The 19,199-nt window shown below is 66.0% G+C and carries 21 protein-coding genes and 1 tRNA gene; 8 read left to right on the top strand and 14 right to left on the bottom strand.

Annotated features, from left to right (window positions below; genetic code table 11):
- The first annotated feature begins 9 nt into the window (after positions 1–9).
- Positions 10–390 (top strand): hypothetical protein, encoded by a 381-nt coding sequence (locus AC6CH2_RS04345; protein ID WP_498268075.1) that lies wholly within the window; start codon positions 10–12, stop codon positions 388–390.
- Positions 391–510: 120 nt separating this feature from the next.
- Here the strand turns inward: AC6CH2_RS04345 and AC6CH2_RS04340 are convergent, their stop codons facing one another.
- Positions 511–1,089 carry an FMN-dependent NADH-azoreductase gene (locus AC6CH2_RS04340; RefSeq protein WP_498268074.1) on the bottom strand — a complete coding sequence of 193 codons (579 nt, stop codon included), beginning with the start codon at positions 1,087–1,089 and terminating at the stop codon, positions 511–513.
- Positions 1,090–1,205: 116 nt separating this feature from the next.
- Between AC6CH2_RS04340 and AC6CH2_RS04335 the strand changes: the two genes are divergently transcribed.
- Both AC6CH2_RS04335 and AC6CH2_RS04330 read left to right on the top strand, forming a co-directional pair.
- Positions 1,206–2,231: a LysR family transcriptional regulator gene (locus AC6CH2_RS04335; protein ID WP_435396346.1), complete on the top strand. Its 1,026-nt coding sequence runs from the start codon at positions 1,206–1,208 to the stop codon at positions 2,229–2,231.
- Positions 2,232–2,378: 147 nt separating this feature from the next.
- Positions 2,379–2,468 (top strand) — tRNA-Ser (locus tag AC6CH2_RS04330).
- A gap of 58 nt (positions 2,469–2,526) precedes the next feature.
- On the opposite strand, the gene AC6CH2_RS04325 is transcribed toward AC6CH2_RS04330, so the two are convergent.
- From AC6CH2_RS04325 to AC6CH2_RS04315, 3 genes are all read right to left on the bottom strand, one after another.
- The gene (locus AC6CH2_RS04325; protein ID WP_498268073.1) at positions 2,527–3,045 is read right to left on the bottom strand and encodes a hypothetical protein; all 519 of its coding nucleotides are present in this window, start codon (positions 3,043–3,045) and stop codon (positions 2,527–2,529) included.
- Positions 3,046–3,070: 25 nt separating this feature from the next.
- The gene (gene yecR, locus AC6CH2_RS04320) at positions 3,071–3,652 is read right to left on the bottom strand and encodes a YecR family lipoprotein (RefSeq protein WP_498268072.1); all 582 of its coding nucleotides are present in this window, start codon (positions 3,650–3,652) and stop codon (positions 3,071–3,073) included.
- A 231-nt stretch (positions 3,653–3,883) separates the two neighbouring features.
- Complete coding sequence (locus AC6CH2_RS04315; RefSeq protein ID WP_498268071.1) at positions 3,884–4,213, bottom strand: hypothetical protein; 330 nt, start codon at positions 4,211–4,213, stop codon at positions 3,884–3,886.
- Positions 4,214–4,472: 259 nt separating this feature from the next.
- Here AC6CH2_RS04315 and AC6CH2_RS04310 point away from each other — a divergent pair, with 259 nt between their 5' ends.
- Together AC6CH2_RS04310 and AC6CH2_RS04305 are read left to right on the top strand one after the other, a co-directional pair.
- Complete coding sequence (locus AC6CH2_RS04310; protein WP_498268070.1) at positions 4,473–5,315, top strand: energy transducer TonB; 843 nt, start codon at positions 4,473–4,475, stop codon at positions 5,313–5,315.
- A 324-nt stretch (positions 5,316–5,639) separates the two neighbouring features.
- Entirely contained in the window at positions 5,640–6,587 is a 948-nt protein-coding gene (locus AC6CH2_RS04305) for a DUF2268 domain-containing putative Zn-dependent protease (protein ID WP_498268069.1), read from the top strand.
- A gap of 86 nt (positions 6,588–6,673) precedes the next feature.
- Here AC6CH2_RS04305 and AC6CH2_RS04300 read toward each other — a convergent pair whose 3' ends face one another.
- The 5 genes from AC6CH2_RS04300 to AC6CH2_RS04280 form a co-directional block, all read right to left on the bottom strand.
- Entirely contained in the window at positions 6,674–6,961 is a 288-nt protein-coding gene (locus AC6CH2_RS04300) for a hypothetical protein (RefSeq protein WP_498268068.1), read from the bottom strand.
- A gap of 74 nt (positions 6,962–7,035) precedes the next feature.
- The gene (locus AC6CH2_RS04295) at positions 7,036–7,518 is read right to left on the bottom strand and encodes a hypothetical protein (protein ID WP_498268067.1); all 483 of its coding nucleotides are present in this window, start codon (positions 7,516–7,518) and stop codon (positions 7,036–7,038) included.
- Positions 7,519–7,647: 129 nt separating this feature from the next.
- Positions 7,648–8,553: a LysR family transcriptional regulator gene (locus AC6CH2_RS04290; RefSeq protein WP_498268066.1), complete on the bottom strand. Its 906-nt coding sequence runs from the start codon at positions 8,551–8,553 to the stop codon at positions 7,648–7,650.
- A 37-nt stretch (positions 8,554–8,590) separates the two neighbouring features.
- Positions 8,591–9,295 (bottom strand): cysteine hydrolase family protein, encoded by a 705-nt coding sequence (locus AC6CH2_RS04285; protein ID WP_498268065.1) that lies wholly within the window; start codon positions 9,293–9,295, stop codon positions 8,591–8,593.
- Between the two features lie 138 nt (positions 9,296–9,433).
- Positions 9,434–10,129: a histidine phosphatase family protein gene (locus AC6CH2_RS04280; protein WP_498268064.1), complete on the bottom strand. Its 696-nt coding sequence runs from the start codon at positions 10,127–10,129 to the stop codon at positions 9,434–9,436.
- A 305-nt stretch (positions 10,130–10,434) separates the two neighbouring features.
- Between AC6CH2_RS04280 and AC6CH2_RS04275 the strand changes: the two genes are divergently transcribed.
- On the top strand, positions 10,435–11,481 hold the full coding sequence (locus tag AC6CH2_RS04275) for a saccharopine dehydrogenase family protein (RefSeq protein ID WP_498268063.1): 1,047 nt from the start codon (positions 10,435–10,437) through the stop codon (positions 11,479–11,481).
- A 55-nt stretch (positions 11,482–11,536) separates the two neighbouring features.
- Here AC6CH2_RS04275 and AC6CH2_RS04270 read toward each other — a convergent pair whose 3' ends face one another.
- The 3 genes from AC6CH2_RS04270 to AC6CH2_RS04260 are packed head-to-tail and all read right to left on the bottom strand — an operon-like array spanning position 11,537 to position 14,164.
- Positions 11,537–12,892, bottom strand: a complete 1,356-nt coding sequence (locus AC6CH2_RS04270) for a hypothetical protein (RefSeq protein WP_498268062.1) — start codon at positions 12,890–12,892, stop codon at positions 11,537–11,539.
- Between the two features lie 42 nt (positions 12,893–12,934).
- Complete coding sequence (locus AC6CH2_RS04265; protein WP_498268061.1) at positions 12,935–13,504, bottom strand: hypothetical protein; 570 nt, start codon at positions 13,502–13,504, stop codon at positions 12,935–12,937.
- Positions 13,505–13,543: 39 nt separating this feature from the next.
- Positions 13,544–14,164, bottom strand: a complete 621-nt coding sequence (locus tag AC6CH2_RS04260; protein WP_498268060.1) for an alpha/beta hydrolase family protein — start codon at positions 14,162–14,164, stop codon at positions 13,544–13,546.
- Positions 14,165–14,627: 463 nt separating this feature from the next.
- On the opposite strand from AC6CH2_RS04260, the gene AC6CH2_RS04255 reads away from it, so the two are divergent.
- On the top strand, positions 14,628–16,073 hold the full coding sequence (locus AC6CH2_RS04255) for a hypothetical protein (RefSeq protein ID WP_498268059.1): 1,446 nt from the start codon (positions 14,628–14,630) through the stop codon (positions 16,071–16,073).
- Positions 16,074–16,198: 125 nt separating this feature from the next.
- Here the strand turns inward: AC6CH2_RS04255 and AC6CH2_RS04250 are convergent, their stop codons facing one another.
- On the bottom strand, positions 16,199–17,650 hold the full coding sequence (locus AC6CH2_RS04250) for a TIGR04222 domain-containing membrane protein (RefSeq protein WP_498268058.1): 1,452 nt from the start codon (positions 17,648–17,650) through the stop codon (positions 16,199–16,201).
- A 306-nt stretch (positions 17,651–17,956) separates the two neighbouring features.
- On the opposite strand from AC6CH2_RS04250, the gene AC6CH2_RS04245 reads away from it, so the two are divergent.
- Positions 17,957–18,265: a DUF2782 domain-containing protein gene (locus tag AC6CH2_RS04245; protein ID WP_498268057.1), complete on the top strand. Its 309-nt coding sequence runs from the start codon at positions 17,957–17,959 to the stop codon at positions 18,263–18,265.
- Positions 18,266–18,278: 13 nt separating this feature from the next.
- Here AC6CH2_RS04245 and AC6CH2_RS04240 read toward each other — a convergent pair whose 3' ends face one another.
- Positions 18,279–19,091, bottom strand: a complete 813-nt coding sequence (locus tag AC6CH2_RS04240; protein ID WP_498268056.1) for an isocitrate lyase/PEP mutase family protein — start codon at positions 19,089–19,091, stop codon at positions 18,279–18,281.
- Between the last annotated feature and the right edge of the window lie 108 nt (positions 19,092–19,199).

The raw sequence follows: 19,199 nt of genomic DNA, 5'->3' as shown, positions 1-19,199 counted from the left end.
GGCAGGCAGATGATCCTCGACGCCGAAGCACTCGATTACTACTTCAGCGTCGCGACGATGCTCGGGCCGGCTTTGATCGGCTTTTTCGCCCTGCAATACGCGATGTTGGTCGGCCGCAACCGCAAACGCCCCGTGCCGTTGTCGGGAGGGGCCGTGGCCGCGAGAGCCGCGGTCGGCGTGATCGTCGGCAGCGTGGTGGGGTTCGGCGCACTGTGGCTGACCATGTACGTCCCGTCCTATCTCACCGGCGATTTCCAGGGCCTGCCGTGGCTGACGATGTTCATCGCCATGCCGGTCGGCGGGCTGGTTGCCCTCGGCGTCAGTTACTGCCTGAGCCGATGGCTCGTGGTGCGCGCTCGCGGCGTCGCCGTAGCCCCCGTCTCGTCCTGATTCTCGATCGCCCAAGAAAAAAGCCGGGCCTGTCAGGACCCGGCTAATTCCGACGCGGGGGGAGGAAGCGTCGGACTTGGAGCTACACGGTTGGGGCGGGGCAGACTCGATCGCGAAGACTTACGCGGCCTGGCGCAGGGGCACCGGAATCGATGCGTGCGCCGCAGCGAGCGCGTCGGCACGATGCTGAGGCGAGTAGGCCACACCTTCCGCACGCACGAACTCGACATCCGTCACGCCGATGAATCCGAGTACGTGACGCAGGTAGGTCTCTTGAAAATCGCTCGGCGCATCGGTGTGGATGCCGCCCCGGCCGCTGGCCACGATCGCCCGCTTGCCGGTGGCCAGGCCCTCAGGGCCGGCCTCGGTGTAGCGGAAGGTCTTGCCAGCGACCGCGATGCGGTCCACCCAGGCCTTCAGGGTCGAAGGAATGCCGAAGTTGTACATCGGGGCGCCAAGGACGATCACGTCGGCCGCCAGGAATTGTTGCAGGATGCGTTCCGACTCCTCGGCTTCGGCCGGATCGGCCTTGGCCAGCGAACGGCCGGTAAGATGCGGGATCGGGTCGGCATCCAGGTCGCGGTAGTCGATCGTCAGGCCCGGCACCTCGTCGTGCCAACGCGCCGCCACCGCCGCGCTAAGCTCACGGGTCACGGAATGGGCGCCCAGGGCGCTCGAATCGATATGCAACAGCTTCATGGTGGACCTCGGTGGCTCGGTCGGAGCCGGTAATGCGGGCGTCGCCGCGTTGGAGCAAAGTCTGTATCGTTGCTTCGGTGGGATAAAGATGCTTCAATACCACTTATTGTTCTAATATTGGAACTATCGTCATGCACGATTTGAACGACCTGTATTACTTCGCGATGGTCGTCGACCACGCCGGCTTCGCCGCCGCCGAACGCGCGCTGGGCATTCCGAAGTCGCGCCTGAGCCGCCGCATCAGCCAGCTCGAGACCGACCTGGGCGTGCGCCTGCTGCAGCGTTCTACCCGCCGCTTCGCCGTCACCGAAGTCGGCAACAGCGTCTACCGGCATGCGCAATCGATGCTGGCCGAGGCCCAGGCCGCGCGCGAAGTCGTCGACCGCCTCAGCGCCGAACCGCGCGGGGTGATCCGGGTCAGCGTGCCGGTCGGTCTGGCGCAACAGCAGATCCCCAAGCTGCTGCCCGAATTCCTCGCCAAGTACCCGCAGGTGCGGGTGCAGTTGAACGTCAGCAACCGCCGCGTCGACATCATCAACGAAGGCGTCGACGTGGCCCTGCGCGTGCGCTCCAAGCTCGACGACGACGGCAGCCTGGTCATGCGCAGCTTCGGCCAGATCCAGGAACTGCTGGTCGCCAGCCCGAAGTACCTGACCCGCATGGGCCGCCCGAGCAACCCCGACGAACTGTCCGACCACGTCACCCTGAGCATCAGCGAAGACGACGCCCGCCAGCGCTGGGAACTGCACGGCCCCGACGGCGAAGTGCGCCGGGTCGAGCTCAAGCCGCGGGTGATGGGCTTCGACTTCCCGATGCTGATGGCGCTGGCCGAGCAGGGCGTGGGCATCACCCTGCTGCCCGAGACCGTCTGCGCCGAGGCCGTGCGCCGCGGCGACCTGGAGGTGGTGCTGCCGAACTGGCGCCTGCCGCAGGGCATCTTCCACGCCGTGTTCGCCTCGCGCCGCGGCCTGCTGCCCGCGGTGCGCGTGTTCATCGACTTCCTGGCCGAGAAGGCCCCGTCCCTGGTCGAGTCCGCGCGCCTGCAGTGCAGCGACATCAAGGGCATCCCGTGCCCCGACGGCATCGCCCGCCACGACAAGAAGCACGACAAGCCGGTGAAGGTGTCCGCTCCGGCGGCGTAAGGGCAGGCCGGTACAGGGCCACGGCTGTCGGCGAAACCGCCGCGGCATGAGAGAATGCCCCGCGCCCGGTGCAAGACTGGGCGCCCAGGGCGGTTCGCAAGGAACCGCCCGCGACGGACCCAAGGACCGTCGCCGCAAGACCTCAACGGAGAGATGGCCGAGTGGTTTAAGGCAGCGGTCTTGAAAACCGCCGAAGGGTCAAACCTTCCGTGGGTTCGAATCCCACTCTCTCCGCCACTTTGGTGCCAAGCAGACCGCGGTGAATTTCATGGCGACGCCAGAGCCGTCATGCAGCTCAAAGCGTTGCCGACAATTCAATCCAGGTGGTAAGTACGAGACCGGTGGCGATTAGCGAACTGAAGCCTGCGATCATTAGACTCCAGAGCGTTCTGTTCGTTTGCTTGATCAGATATGGAGGGAAAATCTTGAGCCACCACTTTAGAGGGAATGGAAAAGCTCTTTCACGTGCGAGGAGCATCGATTGATCATTCGGCCAGTATTTTCCGGCCCTCGTCCATGCTTCAGATATCTCCAGCGCTTTCTCAAGTGCTCCAGCCTTCGTGCAAATTAGGCTGCCGAGAAATTTCGCCAGCAAAACTAAAGCAAAGGCGAAGGCAAGTCGGGGGATAATGATGCTGAGCTCGTCGGCACTGATCTGGTTCGAAAGCTTGTCAATGTTTGCTACGAGGAGTCCGAATACGGCGGCAGTGCCGCCTGTGAGCCAGCTGACAAATGAATCAAGCGATCGATATCCACGATCTGCGCCTGCAACAGTCGTTTGGAATAAAATTAGATCGGAGTCTTCAGTTTTCATCGTACGGCCTCTTTACAACGAGCAATCAATTCACCTGCGTGCAAGTCTGTCCTTGGCACTGCATCACCAATGAGCGCCCGGTTGACGCGCAGGTCGCCTTATAGACGTTCCCGCTGACGACAGAGACATTTCCGCCGCAGCCGCGCTCTGCAGCAAAACGTAGAGCGGCTTGGTAGCCCTGCCCGGCGGGCTGACTCGGAAGGGAAGGCGTCACGGCAGGCTCGGCTGTCGTGCTGAGCGCGAGTTGTGTGGTTAAACCACTCTGGGGGACGGGATGAGTCACGACTTGTTGCGCGGATCCTGTGCCCGTGCATTGGAATTCCTTAGTGACCATCCAGCGGGCACACCCTCCGAATCCGCCGAATTGATTGCACTGGCGAGTAACGCCGCCAAACGCTTCGGCTCCTGAATATCCCCAAGTGGCGCATCGCTGCGATGCCAAGGCTTGCGCCTGACTATCGCTCAGCTGAGGCCTCTCGAGTTCGCCTACTTCATATGACAGCCGGACCACGCCGTCCGCTCGGCTGCCTCCAGTTGCAGCCCAGTCCTTAGTGGTTGCGCAACCTGTAATAGCGATGATCGCTAGCAAGCCAATTAGTGCACGCATTGCATTTCCCCCTGAGCGACAGCGGATGCCGTCAGCTTGAGCTACGTGCAATGGCGCCAGAACCGGCCAATATCGTAAATGCAGGTCAGGAGAGATGCGGCTGGAATTCTGAGGTTGCCTCTCGATCAATCTCGTTTAAACGGCCTATACGGCGCAAGGCGTTTAGGTGAGAGTTCCAAGAGGCCAGGACATCCATCGGTTAGCGAGTCCAGCGCGCTGCTCGGGTCTCGGTTAGTCCGCGAAGTAGGCCCATAATTCATTGAGATCGCCCAGGCCGATGTTGGGCGAGCGAGCGCGGAACATCAGGTTCAACTTGTCATCGGCACGCCGGATTGCTTGCGGATCGCCGCCGGCCTCGGCTGCCGTGAGTTCATCACGGGCGTCGCTGATGAAGCGGCTGAGTATGTCCTCCAGTGCCCAGAGCGTTATCTCGAACGGCGGGTTGCCACGGGGACTGCTCGCCGCGGTTTTAAGCGTGCCGGCGAGTGCTTCTATCAGGTCGGGATAGTCCTTGAGCATGTCGCGCAGGCGCTGCGGGACAGGGGGCGTTGTGCAGTCCATGCAGTGTCTCGTTCCTACTGGGGCGATGGCTCATTTTACAGCTGATGAAGGGGGCTGGATTCTCCGATAAACCTCGCGTTGTATTGTTTTTGGCGCACGGAGCACATTCCGCAGTCGATTTCGCATCCTCCGCGCAACTGTGATTCTGTTGCCGCCGATTCACCGCTGTATTCGTAATCTCCGGGCAGGCTCGGCCGTGCCGGGTCTGTCGATGCGCTGCGTCGCAGGCATCGAATGGAAATGGCCCAGGAGCTATCGAATGAAATTTGCAGCCATTGCAGCGGTGGCGCTGTTTACCTTGAGCGGCGCCACGGTCGCGGGGAAAAGGGAAGTCGACGAAGTGCGTGCGCGCTCGGAGATGAGCATGGTGGTCACCGGCAAGATCCGTATCAAGGCCGATGGCAGTGTCGAAGGCCTCGATTTGGACAAGACGAGTGAGCTGCCGAGGGGCGTGGTCGAGATCGTGCAGCACACGGTGCCGACTTGGCGGTTCGAGCCGGCCGCTGCCGGCAAGGAGGCAGTCGAGGCGTTGAATATGTCGGTTCGTGTCGTCGGCCGCAAACAGGCCGACGGTAATTATCAGTTGACGATGCGGAGCGCGAATTTCGCCGCCCCCGATCCGGGCGCTGTCTTGAGGGCGCGATCGCTTCCTCCGCCGAGCTATCCGAGCGCGTTGGAAGGCACGAACGCCGCGGGTACGGTGTACGTGTTGGTGCGCGTCGGCGAGGCGGGTGAAGCGCAGGACGTGTTCGCCGAGCAGATCAACTTGAGCGTGGTTGCCGAAGAGAAGAAAATGCAGCGGATTCGCGAGGAGTTCGCGCGCTCGGCGGTCAGTGCGGCCAAACGCTGGAAGTTCGAGTTGCAGAAGAAAGATGGGGCGTCAGGCCCTTGGACGGCTCGCATCCCGGTCGAATATGTCCAGCCTGGTCGGAAACCCGTCAAATACGGACAGTGGGAGGTCTATGTTCCCGGCCCCCGCCAGCAAGCGCCGTGGTTGCAGGACGAGGCCACCGCAGGGCCCGGCGCGGATGCGTTCGCCGATGACGAGCCGCAGTTGCTGGGGCAGGGCCGCCGCTTGTTGACCGAGCTGGCGCAGGAGTGAACGCTGCTGGCGCGGATGCATGGGCATGGTGTCATGCAGCCTGGCGCCGCGTTTGCAACGGCTGGCCAGCGCTGTCGGATCAAGCGTCTATCGCTCGCGCTTCGAGCCCTGGCGGCGCATGAGCGTGCTGAAAGACTGCCCTCCGGATGCGGGGAGGGGGTGACTGTCGTCACTTTTGAACGGCGCCAGGGTATGAGGTGATGTGCGTATCGGCGCGCCCGGGCAGCAGACTTCGAGCGCGTCATCCCATCAGCAGCAGTCCAGGCTTCAGAGGCGGCGACCAGCCGTCGGGCATGTCCGGCTGCCAGCCTCAGGATCGAGATCGTGCTCAAATTGCCGCGCTGCGCTGTGGTTTTGTCCTTGCTTGCTGCGACCGCCTTCGCCGAGGCCGCGCCCAGGCCGGAACCCGAAATCCTGACCGAAGACGTCACGCGCTTCTATGCGCTGTACGACGCCACCGGCGGCCGGCCGATGGTGGAGCAGATCGAGAAGGATTATCTGGCCAAGGGCACGCGAAGCCTGGGCGAGTTCGCCAAGGCCAGGCGGGTGACCGCGCAGAGCATCGCCGACCGTCTAGTCAAGGACCCGGCCGTGTATGCGAAGGCGAAGGAGTGTCTGGTCAAACTGCCGGCGGTGAAGCAGCGGGTCGCTTCGGCCCTCGACAAGCTCGCGGACTTGTACCCGGGGGCGCGGTTTCCGCCGGTGGCCATCGTGGTCGGCCGCGGACGGCCGGTCGGCATGGGCGATCCGAACGGGCTCACCATCGGTCTGGAAGCCTTGTGTTCGGCTGAATTCATGAACCCCGATGCGGAAGACCGCTTCGTCCACGTCATCGCTCACGAGTACGCCCACATCCAGCAAACGGCGCCGACCGAGTTCGCGGAGGGCGACCCGAACGCGACCGTGTTGCGCGTCGCCTTGGCGGAGGGCGTGGCCGAGTTCGTTGCCGAGTTGACCTCCGGCAACGTTGGCAACGGGCGCCACGCCGAGTGGACCCGCGGCAAGGAGGCCGAGATCGAGAAGGCTTTCGTCCGCGATATGGACGGCACCGAGTCGTCGGCCTGGCTCTCGAATTTCACCGGCCCGGACCAGCCCTACGACCTGGGCTATTGGGTGGGGTACCGGATCGTCAAGGCTTATTACCTGGGATCGAAGGATCGCAAGGCCGCGCTCAAACGCATCATCGAGATGGACGACCCGAAAGCCTTCCTGGCGCAGAGCGGCTGGACGCCGGGCAAGCGCTTGCCGGCCAGGGTTTCCGGCAAAGAATGAGGGGGCTTGAGCCCCGCATCGCGCGTCGGGTTCGGGCGAACCCGGCGGCGTTTTTCCACTAAGGCCGGGCAGGGCCGGTCACGAAACTAACGCGCTATGCCGCCGGCGCTTCCGGACCGGCGTCGCGGCAGCTCCAGCGCGTTCATCCGCTGGTTCGCGGTCTGCATGGCAGCCCGAAGGGGTTCTGGATGCTCTTCCGCGGACATATTGATTTCCCTCACCGCGGTTGCGACGACGTCGAGCTCGTACTGCTCTGGCGGCAGGACAGTCAACAATGCCTTGATGTAGCGCAGGTACACCTCGCATTGGCCTTCAAGTGCGGTGATGCGCGATTCGAACTCGGCTCGGGTGATCGGGTCGTGCTGCCTGTCCATAACGGTCTCCGATACGGGTAGAGGACGCACTCGGAAGCTTACGCCAGCGATGTTAACGCCGGCCACTCGCCGGGCTATCTCGCTGCGTCGATTGCTTCAAGCGCGACCATGCCGGGGTAATCGCGAAGCCTTGGGTAGCGACGACGGTGATAGCAGTCCCAGTAGCTGATCACCCTTCGCCGCGTGGTCGCCATGAACCCCGGGTTTTCGCGCGCGAACGCCAGCAGATGGGCCGGGACGGCGTCACCGAGCGATATCGCGACGGCGTCGACGATTTCGATGACGTATTCGCCCAGCAACTGGACGATGAAGGGTGCGACCCAGGCGCAATCGACGCCGAGCACGTCGCGCAGGTACTTTTCGCGAACGTGACCGTCGCAGTGGCGGGTGCCCAGGCACTGCGCGAGCAAGCGCGCATCGCCGGTCTCGCGGTCGACGATCGATCGCAGGCGCCCAGGTGCGCAATAGAGTCGGGAGGGCAGGGACAAGCGCTCGCCGCGTATCAGCAGATCGGGGCCGGCGATGGTCGGATGGGCTTGATGCTCCAGCTCGTGCATCAACCTGGATGCGAACGGCTGGAGTTCTGCGGGGTAGTGGGGCGGGTGTGTCATGGGAGCTCACTGCCGGAACTCCGTCGCTCGCCGACGGTCGCGCCTGACAGCGGAAGTTCCGCCCAGGGTGCGAGATTACTCGATCCTGTTCTGCCGGGCCATCGCGTAATGCGCCCGCATGTATTCCGTGAACGCGCGGACCTTGGGCGTGAGCTGGCGCGCGTGCGGGTAGAGCGCGAAGTAATGGCGTTGGCCCGCATGATGCTGTGGCAGTATCCGCAGCAAGCGACCGGCGGCCAAGTCGTTTTGCGCAGTGAGCAGGGTAAACACGGCGATGCCCTGGCCGGCCATGACGGCCGCATGCAGGGCGAGGATCGAGTCCAGGCGCAGCCGGCTGCCGAACTTGAGCTCGGCTTCCTCGCCGTTGTTTGAGGTCAGCTGCAGAGTAGGACCATCGGCGGCATAGGCCAGCAACGGGTGGCTCTGCAGGTCGTCGATCGTGCGCGGCAGGCCGCAGTCCGCGATGTACTGCGGCGCTGCCACCAGTACTCGCTGCGACACAGCGAGCTCGCGTGCGCCCAGGCTGCTGTCGGCCAGCGGCCCGGTGATGCGGATGGCCATGTCGAAGCCGCCCTTGACCAGGTCGACCATGCGGTCGTCGCAGGCCAGGTCGAGGTCGATCTTGGGATGGCGCTGCATGAAGCCGGGCAGCCACTGCGCCTGTTCGAGTGCGCCGATGGCATGGGGCAGGCTGAGCCGCAGCACACCGGACGGCAGTTCGGGGTCGGTGTTCAATCGCTGCCGGGCTGCGTCGATCCGGTCGAGGATGTCGACGCAGTCGCGGTAGTACTGCGCACCGGCCTCGGTGGCGGTCAGGTTGCGGCTGTTGCGGTTCAACAGGCGCACGCCGAGCTGGGTTTCCAACTGGCCCAGCTGGCGCGAGACCGAGGTGTGGGTGGTGCCCAGGCGTTCGGCCGCCCTGGTGAAACTGCCGGATTCGACGATGCTTCGGTAGGCGCGCATGGCCGACAATTGATCCATCACTCGACTCCGGTCGTCGGCACTGCGCCGAAGGGTATCAGTGGACCGGCAACGAGAGAATCCGATCGGTGCTCAGCACGTCGCCGAAAGTGTCCTCGATTTCGGCCAGGGCCGATGCGTGCAACTGGGCGGCACCGACCCTGCTGCCGTCGCGCAGATCGAGGTTGCGGGTCGCGGTGGCGTCGGAGGACACGATGACCCGATAGCCACGCGCGGCGGCGTCGCGGGCGGCGCCGGCGACACAGGCGTGGGTCTGCAGGCCGGCGATGATCAAGGTATCGGCGCCGGCCTCTTTCAAGGCCTTCTCGATGGCGGTGGCGGAAGCGCCGGCGAATACGCTGACGGCATCCTTCTTCACCACCAGTTCGCCCTGACGAGGCTGCATCGCCGCATGGAACTCGACCGTGCCGCCGCCTTCGGCGAACAGGGGCGCGCCGGACGGCAGCACGTGCTGCACGTGGATGACCCGGATGCGATGGCGATCGGCAAAGTCCAGCAGGCGGCGGGTCTGCCGCAGCGCAGAATCGCCGTCGGCGATCGGCATGCGTCCGCCGGGGAAGTATTCGTTCTGGAAATCGATGACGAGCAGGGCGGTCTTGCCCGCTGGCAGTTCCGCGACCGGCGCGGCCCCGGCCATGGCGCGGATGGTGGGATGCAACACCGGTTTCGACGCCTGCGCATTGATGCCGCCGAGCCCGGCGATGCCGAGCGCGGCCAATCCGATCAGAGAAGAAATTCGCATTCGAGCAGCCTCGTTGGGAGAGGCGCCATGATGAAGATCGGCCGCAGAATGCCCAGCCGTCTGCACGAACAGTTGCTGTGCGGTTTGCGCACAGACGCCGGACCGGCAAGGCTCGGCTTTGGCTGTCGTACGCGGTCTTCATGGCGCAAAGACCCAGCCATGATCCGTCTGCCCATGGACCAGACGGATCGACGCGTTCTTCGGATTTTGCTCTTCTTCGAACCACTCGTAGGAGCGATGCAGCCACTGCATCAGGAAGGCGCGGATGGTCACGCCGTGACTGACGATGACGAGCTGGTTGACGCCGCTCTTGTCGTAATCGCGATGAAAGGTTCCGAAGGCCTGGTGGACCCGGACCGCGACGTCGAAGCGGCTTTCGCCGAGCGGCATGCGCGCCCAGAATTTCCCTTCGAACTCGACCTGCTTGTTGTAGTGGGCGGCTTCGCGAGGAAACTGTTGAGCCAATTCCTCTTCCGGAATGCCGTCGAAGAGGCCGAACTGTTGCTCTACCAGATTGACGTGTTCTTTCCGGTCGAATAGAAACTTGTGCTTATGGTCCTCTCCGGCCAGCTCGGCGACGGCATTGACGCCGCGAATGACTTCGTCGGCCGTTTGCCGTGTCCGCGCGTAGGGCGATACCCAGAACCGGGTCTTGGTGGTCGGCGAGTTCTTCTCGAGAAAGTGCCGGCCCAGCCATTCGCCGGCTGCATAAGCTTGCTGCTTGCCGGTGGCGGTCAGGGGGATGGCGTGATCCGCCAGCTCCAGGTGTTTTTTCTTGTCGACATTGCACACGGACTCGCCGTGCCGGATGAAGATCAACGAGAGCGGTTTCATGCGTACGGATCCTTGTGGCGTTTCCTTGCCGGAAGCGCATTCCTGCCAGTACACGACATAAAGTATCCCTGAGTCCCGCCGCGGGCAATGCACACCGGGATGCGCGCTGTTCCGGGTGCCGTCCGGGGCACGCAGCGGGATCGCTTCGGCTGGGCGCGCTGCAGGGATGCCTGAGCCAGACCGCCCAAGCCTCGCCTGCGGGTATCAGGAGGCTCGGTCGAGCAGCTAAAGATTTCGATAGCGCGTACATGATGGTTCGCGGTTTCCTATGCCCGCCCGATCCGCGGGCATCACGGAAACGCACGATGTCGATCAGTCCAGTAACAGCCCCGAATTCCCAGGCGGCACAGAACCGTCGCGTCGCCGTATTCGGCGCTTATGGCCATACCGGCCGCTTCGTGATCGGGCGTTTGCGCGAGCGGGGCTGGGTGCCGGTGGCCTGCGGTCGCGACGTCGAGCGCCTGGCCGTACTCGATGACGCTTTCCCCGGGATAGATCGCTTCGTCGCCTCGGTCGACGACTCCGCGTCGCTGGATCGCGCGCTGGCCGGCACGGTCGCAGTGATCAACTGCGCCGGACCGTTCAGCGATACCGCGATCCCGGTAGTCGAGGCGGCATTGCGTGCAAAGGTGCACTACCTGGATACGGTGGCCGAGCAGCAGCCGGCGTTGGCCTTGTTCGAGCGGTACGACGTAGCGGCCAAGGCGGCCGGCATCGCGATCGTGCCGGCGATGGCCTTTTACGGCGGGCTGGCGGACCTGCTGGCGACTCATGCGATGGGCGACTGGGACGCGGTCGACGAGATCCTGATCTCGGTCGGCCTGGACAGCTGGCACCCTACCAACGGCACCCGCGTGACCGGCGAACGCAACAAGGCGCGGCGCTTGGTGGTCTCGAAGGGCGCGCTGGATTTCGTGGCCGATCCGGCGCCGACACGGGACTGGGCGTTCCGGGCGCCGTTCGGTACCCAGGAGGTGGCGGGCGTGCCGCTCAGCGAAATCGTCCTGATTTCCAGGCATCTGCGTGCGAGCGAAGTGCATTCCTACCTGAATCTCGCATCGCTCAAGGACGTGCGCGACCCGACCACGCCGGCGCCGGTCGCGGCCGACAGCAGCGGACGCTCGGCGCAGCGGTTCGTGGTGGAGGTGATGGTGCGCAAGGGCGAGGCGCAGCGTCATGCCAGCGCGCAGGGCCGCGACATTTATGCGGTCAGCGCGCCCCTGATCGTCGAGGCGTTGGAGCGGGTCGTCGATGGCCGCCGCACCCGCAGCGGCACGGTCGCAGCCGGCGAAGCCTTCGATGCGACCGGGTTTCTGGCCGCGCTCGCGCCCGAGCATCTCGCACTGGCTTGATGTGGCCCTGCGGCGCGGCGATCTCGATGGCGATCGCCGCGCGAGCATGCAGGGCTTACTGTCGCGGCGGCTCGTCTTCGATGCGGTTCATGAACATTCGCCGCAGCAAGGGCAGGTCGCAGGTCGGCGCGGTGACGCGATACCTCGTGGGCGCCTCGGCGCACAGCTTCGGCGTGGCCCCGGTCAGTTTGCCTTCCTTGCAGGCCTGGCACATGCGGGTCAGCCCAGCGTCGAGTTGCAGCGAATAATCCAGCGGCCGCGCCGGGAACGTCGGATCGACCAGGTCGCCGCCGCGGGTGTTGCGGAAGTAGTCGCTGACGTTCTTCTCGATATCCGCTTCGCTCAGCGGCGGCTGCGGGCCGTTCGGGCCGACCGGGTAGGTCGGCACGATGCTCAGAGTCGGGTTGCGCGGCCACTGGGCGAGGGCGTGGCAGGACAGGCACGATGAGCGCATGTTGTCGGCCGGTCCGTTCAAGCGCCCCTGGAAGCCCGGGAACGGCCGGTGCAGCCAACTGCCGGGCGTGCCCTGCCAGAGCACCCCGGCCAGGTCCTTGTTGATCCGGCTCTGCTTGATCGGCGCCCAGGCGCCCCAGTTCGCATCGTGCACGTTCGGATCGTTGCCCCACATCAGGCCGACCGGCACGAGATTGTCGAGGAAGCCGTCGCCGCGGGCCGGTCCTTGCCAGATGAAGGTGCCCATGACCCACTCGGTTTCGTCCGCGTCGGGATCGCGGATGGCGATGTCGACCTGCAGCAGCTTGAGGCGCCTGGCGCGGCTGTTCTTGTCGATCTTGGCGAGCACCGTGGGCGCGCCATCGAGATAGTCCAGGCCGGTGGCGTTGGAGAACAGCATCTTGAACGAAACGGTCTTGTCGGGAAATTTCAGCCCCGGGGCATTGCGCGCAGGCAACTGCGGATCGCAAGGGTCGGCGAATACTTTGCCGAGCCCGACCGCGCCTTCGCTGTTGTACCAACCGATCGCCCACACATCGAAGCCGCCCGGCGAGGTCGGCGAAAGATCCAGCGGATCGGGGCTGCGCTCCTTGGTCAGGCCGTTGACGCGTTCGCGCCCGTTCGAGCCGTAATCCATCCAGGGCGCGATCCACCAGGGCGAACCGGCCGGCATGCGGATCTTGCCGGCGCTGTCGATGCTGATGCCCGAATCTCGGATGTCCTTGAGCACCGCATCGGTGTAGCGCCTCCAACTGGTCTTGAAGCTGATCGATTCCCAGCTGTAAGCCGGATGGTTGGGAACCGAGGCCGGATAGTCGGTGCGCCACGGCAGCGTGATCTTCTTCGCGGCTGGATCGTAGGCGGTGCTGTTCTTGGCGTCGAAGCGACTGCAGGTGCCAGCCTGGGCGGCCAAGGGAAGCGCGGCCAACAGCACGAGCTTTGCGAAAAATCCGTTCATGGATCGACCCTTCCTGGCCCCTGTTTGCCAGATAAACGCCGTTTACATTAGGCAGCGGCCAGGACACATCGGTGAAACGACGGCCTGGCCGAACACAGCGGCGAGCGCGCTCAAGCGGCGCTGGCTCAAGCGGCGCTGGGTTTCCTGCGAAGGCGCCTCGGCGTCGTCGCCGCCGAGGATCCACATCTGCGGTTGGGTCAGCTTTCGCAGCACCGGCATCGGGTCGAAGATCCAGCTGACGTCGCTGTCGAGCAGGGCGATCTGCATCAGGTCGTCGCCGCGGCGCCGCCGCACGACCTCGCCGGTGTACTCGCCCTCGAGCGCCTTCCACCAGGGCTCGTGTTGGTATTGCGTGCGCAACGCCTCCAACTCGTCCCAGCCGCGTTGGCCCTTGCTCGCCGCGGGCAGGCCGGTGGCGTCGCTGACCCGGCGCGCCTTCGCCAAGGGCTCGGAATCGGCGAAGCCGGCGGCGCGCAAGTCGGCGGCGACCTGGTCGCGATCCTCCGACAGCACGCCGTCGGCGAGGCCGAACACGACCATGACGAACTGTGCCTGCGGCGTCTTCATCGCCGCGAGCGGTGCGACCCAGCCGCCCTGGCTGCTGCCATGCAAACCGATGCGCGAGATGCGCGCGCCGCCGAGCCGGCGCGCCTAGGCGAGCGCGACGACGGCATCGTCGGACAACAGGTCGAAGTCCTTGGAAAACTCGCCCTCGGACCCGCCGGTGCCGCGCTTGTCGTAGACGAACACGCCGACGCCCTGCGACGGGAACAGGTTCTGCTGGAAATAGGCGTCGACGCCGGACACGTTCTCGGAACCGTGCACCAGCACCACGACCGGCACCCGCTGCTGGCCGCGGGGCAGCATCAAACGCCCGCGCGAGCTCAAGCCATGGCTGTAGAAGCGGGTCTCGGCGATGTCGAACCCGATCTTGCGGCCGCGCCGGCCGTCGAAACGGATGCGGGACCGATCGCAGCTGCCGAACGCTACCTCGATGCCGTCCGGCCGTCCGGTCCAGCCGCGAGTGCTGATCCAGGCGCCGTTCTCGCGCACCAGCTTGCCGCTGCGCCCGTCGAGCAGGCGCCAGCGCAACGTGCCGGGAGCGTCGGACGGCATCACGCTGACGATGCCGCCGTCGTCGAGCCGGTAGGCACCGACGTGGCAGCGCGCATCCGGCGCTTTGGACGCCTTGGTCGGAACAGCCGCTAGCGCGCTGGCGACCGCGACGGCGAGGATGCTGGCGATCGCAGCCGAGAAACAGAGTCGGAACACAGTCGTCGGCGAGTCCGTTGTGGTGACTGCCCTATCGGATGCGGAATCGGAACGAAAGGTTGTAGCGCGATCGCTCGCGCGGCGTCGTCCGCTTCGCGCAGAACAAAGCCGCGATCACGAAAACACATCTGGACACGTATCGGATCGCCGAAGCGCCGGGGGCATCACGACGTCCCTTGCGGCGGTCCACTAGCCTTGGCCGCAGCTGGAAGGCGTGCATGCGGTATCGCAGACCGTGCGCAATGGGGATGTTGCCGGCGATTCGAACTGGGCAGAGTCGAGCAGGGCGGGGTGGCGTGCAGCGGCCGGAGCTCTCCGGCCGTGCGCCGTCTGCAACACGATCCGTCGGGCCTCGGTTGTGTGGCCGAGCACGACGATGCCGTGGCCGCCGCCCAGCATGCGCAGCCTGTCCGGATGCTTCCGGAGCCGGCGCTCTCCGTATCGTAAGGACCAAGGATCATCGATGCTCCGCCCAGCGAATCCCCCATCGTCCCGCCGCCGCCGCGGTCTCAGCGGCGCGTTGATCGCCATCGTCGCCGGCCTGTTCTCGGCCGGCCCGGTGTTCTCCGCCAGTGCGGCCGACCCGGTCGCGAACGTCTTCGTCGACTTCACCGCGCACGGCCAGCCGACTTCCGAGTACTCGCTCGGCGCCACGATCTCGACCTATGCCGACGGCGGCAGCAACCTGATCAAGGGCAGTAACCGCGCACTGTGGACCCAGTACCTGCGCGACCTCGGGCCGCTGGTCTGGCGCGTGCCGCTGTTCCATCGCGACGGCCAGGTCGGCTCGTCGGCCGGCGGCATTCACGGCGGCAACGAAGGCGAGGCCTATATCCGCGGAATCAAGGGCATCGGCGGCATCCCGATGATCGCGGTGGGCGGCAGCACCGGCGACAACGACATTCGCGCCGCCGATGCGGCAGCGCTGGTGCGTTACTTCAACGACAACGGGGGCCAGCGCGGCGGCCCGGTGGTCGACTACATCATCGGCAACGAGCCCGACAACGGCTTCGGGATCGGCAATTACATCGCAGGCGGCAACGGCAGCGACGGTTTCCACAACATCGCGCTGGCGATGCGCCAGGCGAGTGCGCAACCGCTGTCGTTGGCAGGGCCTTCTCTGGTGACCTGGGCCGACTACAAGTACGGCGATTTCCGCCAGTTCTTCGCCAGCAGCCATGCCGATACCGACGTGGTCGATTTCCACAAGTACGGCGACGGGCAGCCGCTCGGCAACCTGGGAGCGACCTCGCAGTACGGCGATGCGATCGCCTGGCTGCGCAACGAGATCGACCTGAGCTTCGGCGAGCGCGCCGACGGCATCGCCATCCAGGTCGGCGAGTTCAACTACCACACCCGCTACGACGCGCAGTGGCGCGCTTCGTTCTACACCTCGCGCAATGTCGTCCACACCGCTTCGGTGATCGGCCACGTGCTTCGCGCCGGCGGCAGCGCCTATCAATACGCCGACAACAACGGCCCGCTGGGATTGATCAGCGACGGCACCGGTCTCAACGATCAGCCCGGCGGTCGCCACGTCCGCTTGCCGGCGTATTGGGGAGTGTCGGCCTGGAGCGGCGGCGCCTGGTCGCGGCGTTACGGCCAGACCATGGTCGCGGCGAGGACCGCGGTACCGGACCTGGAAGTGTTCGCCACCGACAGCGCCAAGAAAATCGTCCTGATCAACAAGTCCGAGACCACCGACCGGCAGGCGGTGCTCGCGCTGACCGGCAAGAGCAGCGGTACCTATACCGCATGGCGCTACGGTCGCGGCATGGACCCGGCCAACTTCGCCGGCGGCGCGCAGTTCCTGCCGCCGGTGAAGATCGCCACCGCCCGAGCCTTCTCGCAGGGGCGGTTGGTGGTGTCGGTGCCGTGGATGAGCGTGCTGGTGATCGACGTGGATTGAAGCCTCGGCGGCGGCGGAGCATCGCAGTCCCGGCTCACGTCCCCGGCTCGCGCCCCAGGCGGGCGCGAGCCGGAATGGTTCAGTGCTACGCGGGCGAGCCGACCCGGTTCGGGCCCGCGCTTCGATCAACCGCCGCCGCAGCCGCCGCAACCCCCGCCGCAGCCACCACCGCCGCCACCGTCTCCGCCTCCATCGCCACCGCCGCCGCCCGAGCTGTCCGAGGAAGACGAGGTGCGGATTTGCTCGTAATCGGAGAACGGGGTGCCGATCAGGACCGCGGTGCCGGCCAGTGCCACCGTCGAGGCCGGATCGTAGGCATCCGCCGGTCGCTGTCGCGCCGCCTTGTACAACTGCCAGTCGCCGGCCCAGGTGCGGGGCCGGTCCTGAGTCAAGAGCGCGCTACACACCGCCATCAACACGGTCAGGATGGTCAGCGCGATCAGGAACCCGACCGGCCGATCCAGTTGCAGGCCGATCATGATCTTGCACAGCCCCAGGGCGGCGACCGCGGCCAGGGGCAGCGCCGACAGCCTCGCCGCCCAGGCCTGTCGGCGCGGGCTCAGCAGCCAGCCTTTGCTGCGTACGCGCTGCTCCTGCGATCGGTGGCGTTCGCGCAATGTCGACAGTATCCGCGACAGGGTCTGCTGTTCGGCGACCACTTGCATGGCATCGCGCAGCACCGGCGACAGCGTTTCGATCTGTTCGGCGGTCAAGCGCGAGCGCAACCACACCCGATCGGTCAGGTAGGCTTCGCGCGCCTTCTTGCGGTCGTATTCGAGGCTGACCGCGTCGAGTGCGAGCAACTCGACCACGATCGCGTCGGCGACGCGGTCGCTGCCGCCGGACAGATACGCCAGCTCCCAGCGGTCGGCCTCGTGGCTCGGCCCCGGGCCTCGCGGCCCGCGCAGCCGTTGCCGCAGCCAGGCGCCCGCGATCAGCGCGGCGACCATCAGCACGACGAACCAGGCCAGGAACGGGCCGCCGGTCCAATGCAGCGGGTTGGTTTCGTTCGCGCTCAGCGCCAGCAGCGCATAGGCGCCGACGACGGCGATCATGCCGAAACGCATCGGCCGCCGGGATGCCCGCGGCTCGGCGGGCATGACGCTCGCTTGCGCCGACGGCGCTTGCGGTGCGCGCGGTTCGGGCCAGAACCGCTTGGGCGGCGCGCCGAAAAAGCGCCGGTAACTGTCCAGAGTGTCGGCGTACTGGCGCTGGTGCTTCAGCGTTTCGGCGCTGCCGCCGCGCGAGGGCACGTGGTGCAGCTCGTATTGCAGGACCTCGGCGCAGAAGCGCTCGTAACGCCGGGTATCGACGATGTGGGTATGCCAGACCTCGTCGATGAGCTCGCTCGGCGTGACCACATGATCGACGACGGCGACCGCGAGGAAGCAAAAACGGCGGTACTCGTCGAGCGCCGCCCGAGCTTCGCTCAGTGAGAGCAGGGCGGTCGTGGCGACGCGGGTCAGGAATTCGTCCGAATCGTCGTCGAATCGGTAGTCGCACAGGCGCTGCCACAAGGCGCGTTGAGCTTCGGTCCATCCGGCGGTGTCCGCCGGCGCTCGGTTCGGATCGTTCATGACCATCCCTCGGTAGTCCATCCATTGAACTGCCTGCATTCGGCCGTTGCGGCGCGTGCGTTGGGATGCGCCGGCCCGGCTTGAGGTAAACGCTACGGCAGGCCGGGGCGCGGCGAAATAGCCGGTTACGGCTAGTCCTCGGACTCTGGGGTTTCGGTTAGGTGTAGAGCGGCGCGAGCCGCGACCGCCTTCCTGCGGCATGCGCCGTTATCGCCATGTCGCGGTCGCGGCTTGCGCCGCTCCTACCCGGAAGGCGACGTGTGCCTGCTGCGGCGTATAGTCCAGTGCGATCGCAAGGAGAACCCGATGCGCTATGCGGTATTGGCGGCGGCGGCCGTACTGGCGGCCTGCGCCAGCCTTCCCGATCCGACCGCGGCCCTGGTCGACCCGCAGGTGCGCGTGCGTTACGCCGGCGACGACGTGATCCGCGAATACCGTGCGCCGGGGCGACCGGGGCGGATCGTCAAGATCACCCCGGCGAACGGACTGCCGTTCTATCTGTTCGACGACGACGACGACGAGCGCATCGACCGGCACCTGGGCGATATTCCGCCGAGGTACCACGATGCGCTGAGGTTCAAGGTCCGTTTCGAGGATTATGGACTGATGCGTTGAAGCGCGCCGGCGCTCAGCGCTCGGCGAACAGCGCGTTGAGCCGCGAATACGCCATGGCGTCGGCGCCGAGCGGCGCCGAATCGCCGTCGCGCAGGAAACCGCCGGCGAGCGCGGCGGTGTGGGCGAACATCGACTGGGCAATGTCCGAACCCGCGCTCAGGCGGCGCACGCCCCAGCCCTGCAGTTCGGCCGCCGCCGGCAGGGCCGGGCGGGCGAGCAGGTTCAGGGGCAGGCCGGCCTCGGCGGCGATCGCGCGCACCTGGGCCTCGTCGGTGAGGCCGGGCACGAACAGGCCGTCGGCGCCGGCGGCGCGATAACGCGCGGCGCGCGCCAGGGTCTCCTCGACGCGGCGCTCGGGCGGCGCCAGGCCGCGCAGGTACACGTCGGTGCGGGTGTTGACGAACAACGCCACGCCGGCCCGCGCGCTGGCGCGCTTGATGTGTTCGATCTTCGCGCACAGCAGCTCGGGCTCGCCGCCGCCGTCTTCCAGGTTGATGCCGACCGCGCCGACGTCGATCAGGCCGGCTACGGTTTCGGCGACCGCGGCCGGGTCGTCGGAATAGCCGCCTTCTACGTCGACGGTCAGCGGCACGCGGATTGCGCGGACGATGTCGGCGACGGTCGCGACCAAACGCCGCACCGGCAGCAGATCGCCGTCGGGATAACCGTGCGACCAGGCGACGCCGGCGCTGGTGGTGGCGACCGCCTTGGCGCCGAGGCTTTCGATCAGGCGCGCGGTTCCGGCGTCCCAGGCATTGGCCAGCAGCAGCAGGCCGTCGCGGTGCAGGTTATGGAAATGATCGGCGTGTTGGGCGGGTGCGCTCATGCGTAGGACTCCGAAAGACAACGGCGAGAAGAAGGTGAAAAGAAAACCGGCGAGGGCGCAAGAATCTCACGCCACCCGCCCGCTGACTCGCCGTTTTCGGCTATTGCC

Source organism: Lysobacter sp. GQ73 (assembly GCF_059758755.1).
The sequence above is the reverse complement of the archived record's forward strand: the minus strand, read 5'-3'. Positions and strand labels throughout refer to the sequence as shown.

What these genes read in the sequence shown, in the direction of transcription:
- yecR (WP_498268072.1), bottom strand. Translation starts at nt 3,652, where the DNA reads ATGCGTGCACTAATTGGCTTGCTAGCGATCATCGCTATTACAGGTTGC.
- AC6CH2_RS04240 (WP_498268056.1), bottom strand. Translation starts at nt 19,091, where the DNA reads ATGAGCGCACCCGCCCAACACGCCGATCATTTCCATAACCTGCACCGC.
- AC6CH2_RS04285 (WP_498268065.1), bottom strand. Translation starts at nt 9,295, where the DNA reads ATGCGAATTTCTTCTCTGATCGGATTGGCCGCGCTCGGCATCGCCGGG.
- AC6CH2_RS04295 (WP_498268067.1), bottom strand. Translation starts at nt 7,518, where the DNA reads ATGCACGAGCTGGAGCATCAAGCCCATCCGACCATCGCCGGCCCCGAT.
- AC6CH2_RS04250 (WP_498268058.1), bottom strand. Translation starts at nt 17,650, where the DNA reads ATGAACGATCCGAACCGAGCGCCGGCGGACACCGCCGGATGGACCGAA.
- AC6CH2_RS04325 (WP_498268073.1), bottom strand. Translation starts at nt 3,045, where the DNA reads ATGAAAACTGAAGACTCCGATCTAATTTTATTCCAAACGACTGTTGCA.
- AC6CH2_RS04300 (WP_498268068.1), bottom strand. Translation starts at nt 6,961, where the DNA reads ATGGACAGGCAGCACGACCCGATCACCCGAGCCGAGTTCGAATCGCGC.
- AC6CH2_RS04280 (WP_498268064.1), bottom strand. Translation starts at nt 10,129, where the DNA reads ATGAAACCGCTCTCGTTGATCTTCATCCGGCACGGCGAGTCCGTGTGC.
- AC6CH2_RS04315 (WP_498268071.1), bottom strand. Translation starts at nt 4,213, where the DNA reads ATGGACTGCACAACGCCCCCTGTCCCGCAGCGCCTGCGCGACATGCTC.
- AC6CH2_RS04270 (WP_498268062.1), bottom strand. Translation starts at nt 12,892, where the DNA reads ATGAACGGATTTTTCGCAAAGCTCGTGCTGTTGGCCGCGCTTCCCTTG.
- AC6CH2_RS04245 (WP_498268057.1), top strand. Translation starts at nt 17,957, where the DNA reads ATGCGCTATGCGGTATTGGCGGCGGCGGCCGTACTGGCGGCCTGCGCC.
- AC6CH2_RS04275 (WP_498268063.1), top strand. Translation starts at nt 10,435, where the DNA reads ATGTCGATCAGTCCAGTAACAGCCCCGAATTCCCAGGCGGCACAGAAC.
- AC6CH2_RS04255 (WP_498268059.1), top strand. Translation starts at nt 14,628, where the DNA reads ATGCTCCGCCCAGCGAATCCCCCATCGTCCCGCCGCCGCCGCGGTCTC.
- AC6CH2_RS04310 (WP_498268070.1), top strand. Translation starts at nt 4,473, where the DNA reads ATGAAATTTGCAGCCATTGCAGCGGTGGCGCTGTTTACCTTGAGCGGC.
- AC6CH2_RS04290 (WP_498268066.1), bottom strand. Translation starts at nt 8,553, where the DNA reads ATGGATCAATTGTCGGCCATGCGCGCCTACCGAAGCATCGTCGAATCC.
- AC6CH2_RS04345 (WP_498268075.1), top strand. Translation starts at nt 10, where the DNA reads ATGATCCTCGACGCCGAAGCACTCGATTACTACTTCAGCGTCGCGACG.
- AC6CH2_RS04340 (WP_498268074.1), bottom strand. Translation starts at nt 1,089, where the DNA reads ATGAAGCTGTTGCATATCGATTCGAGCGCCCTGGGCGCCCATTCCGTG.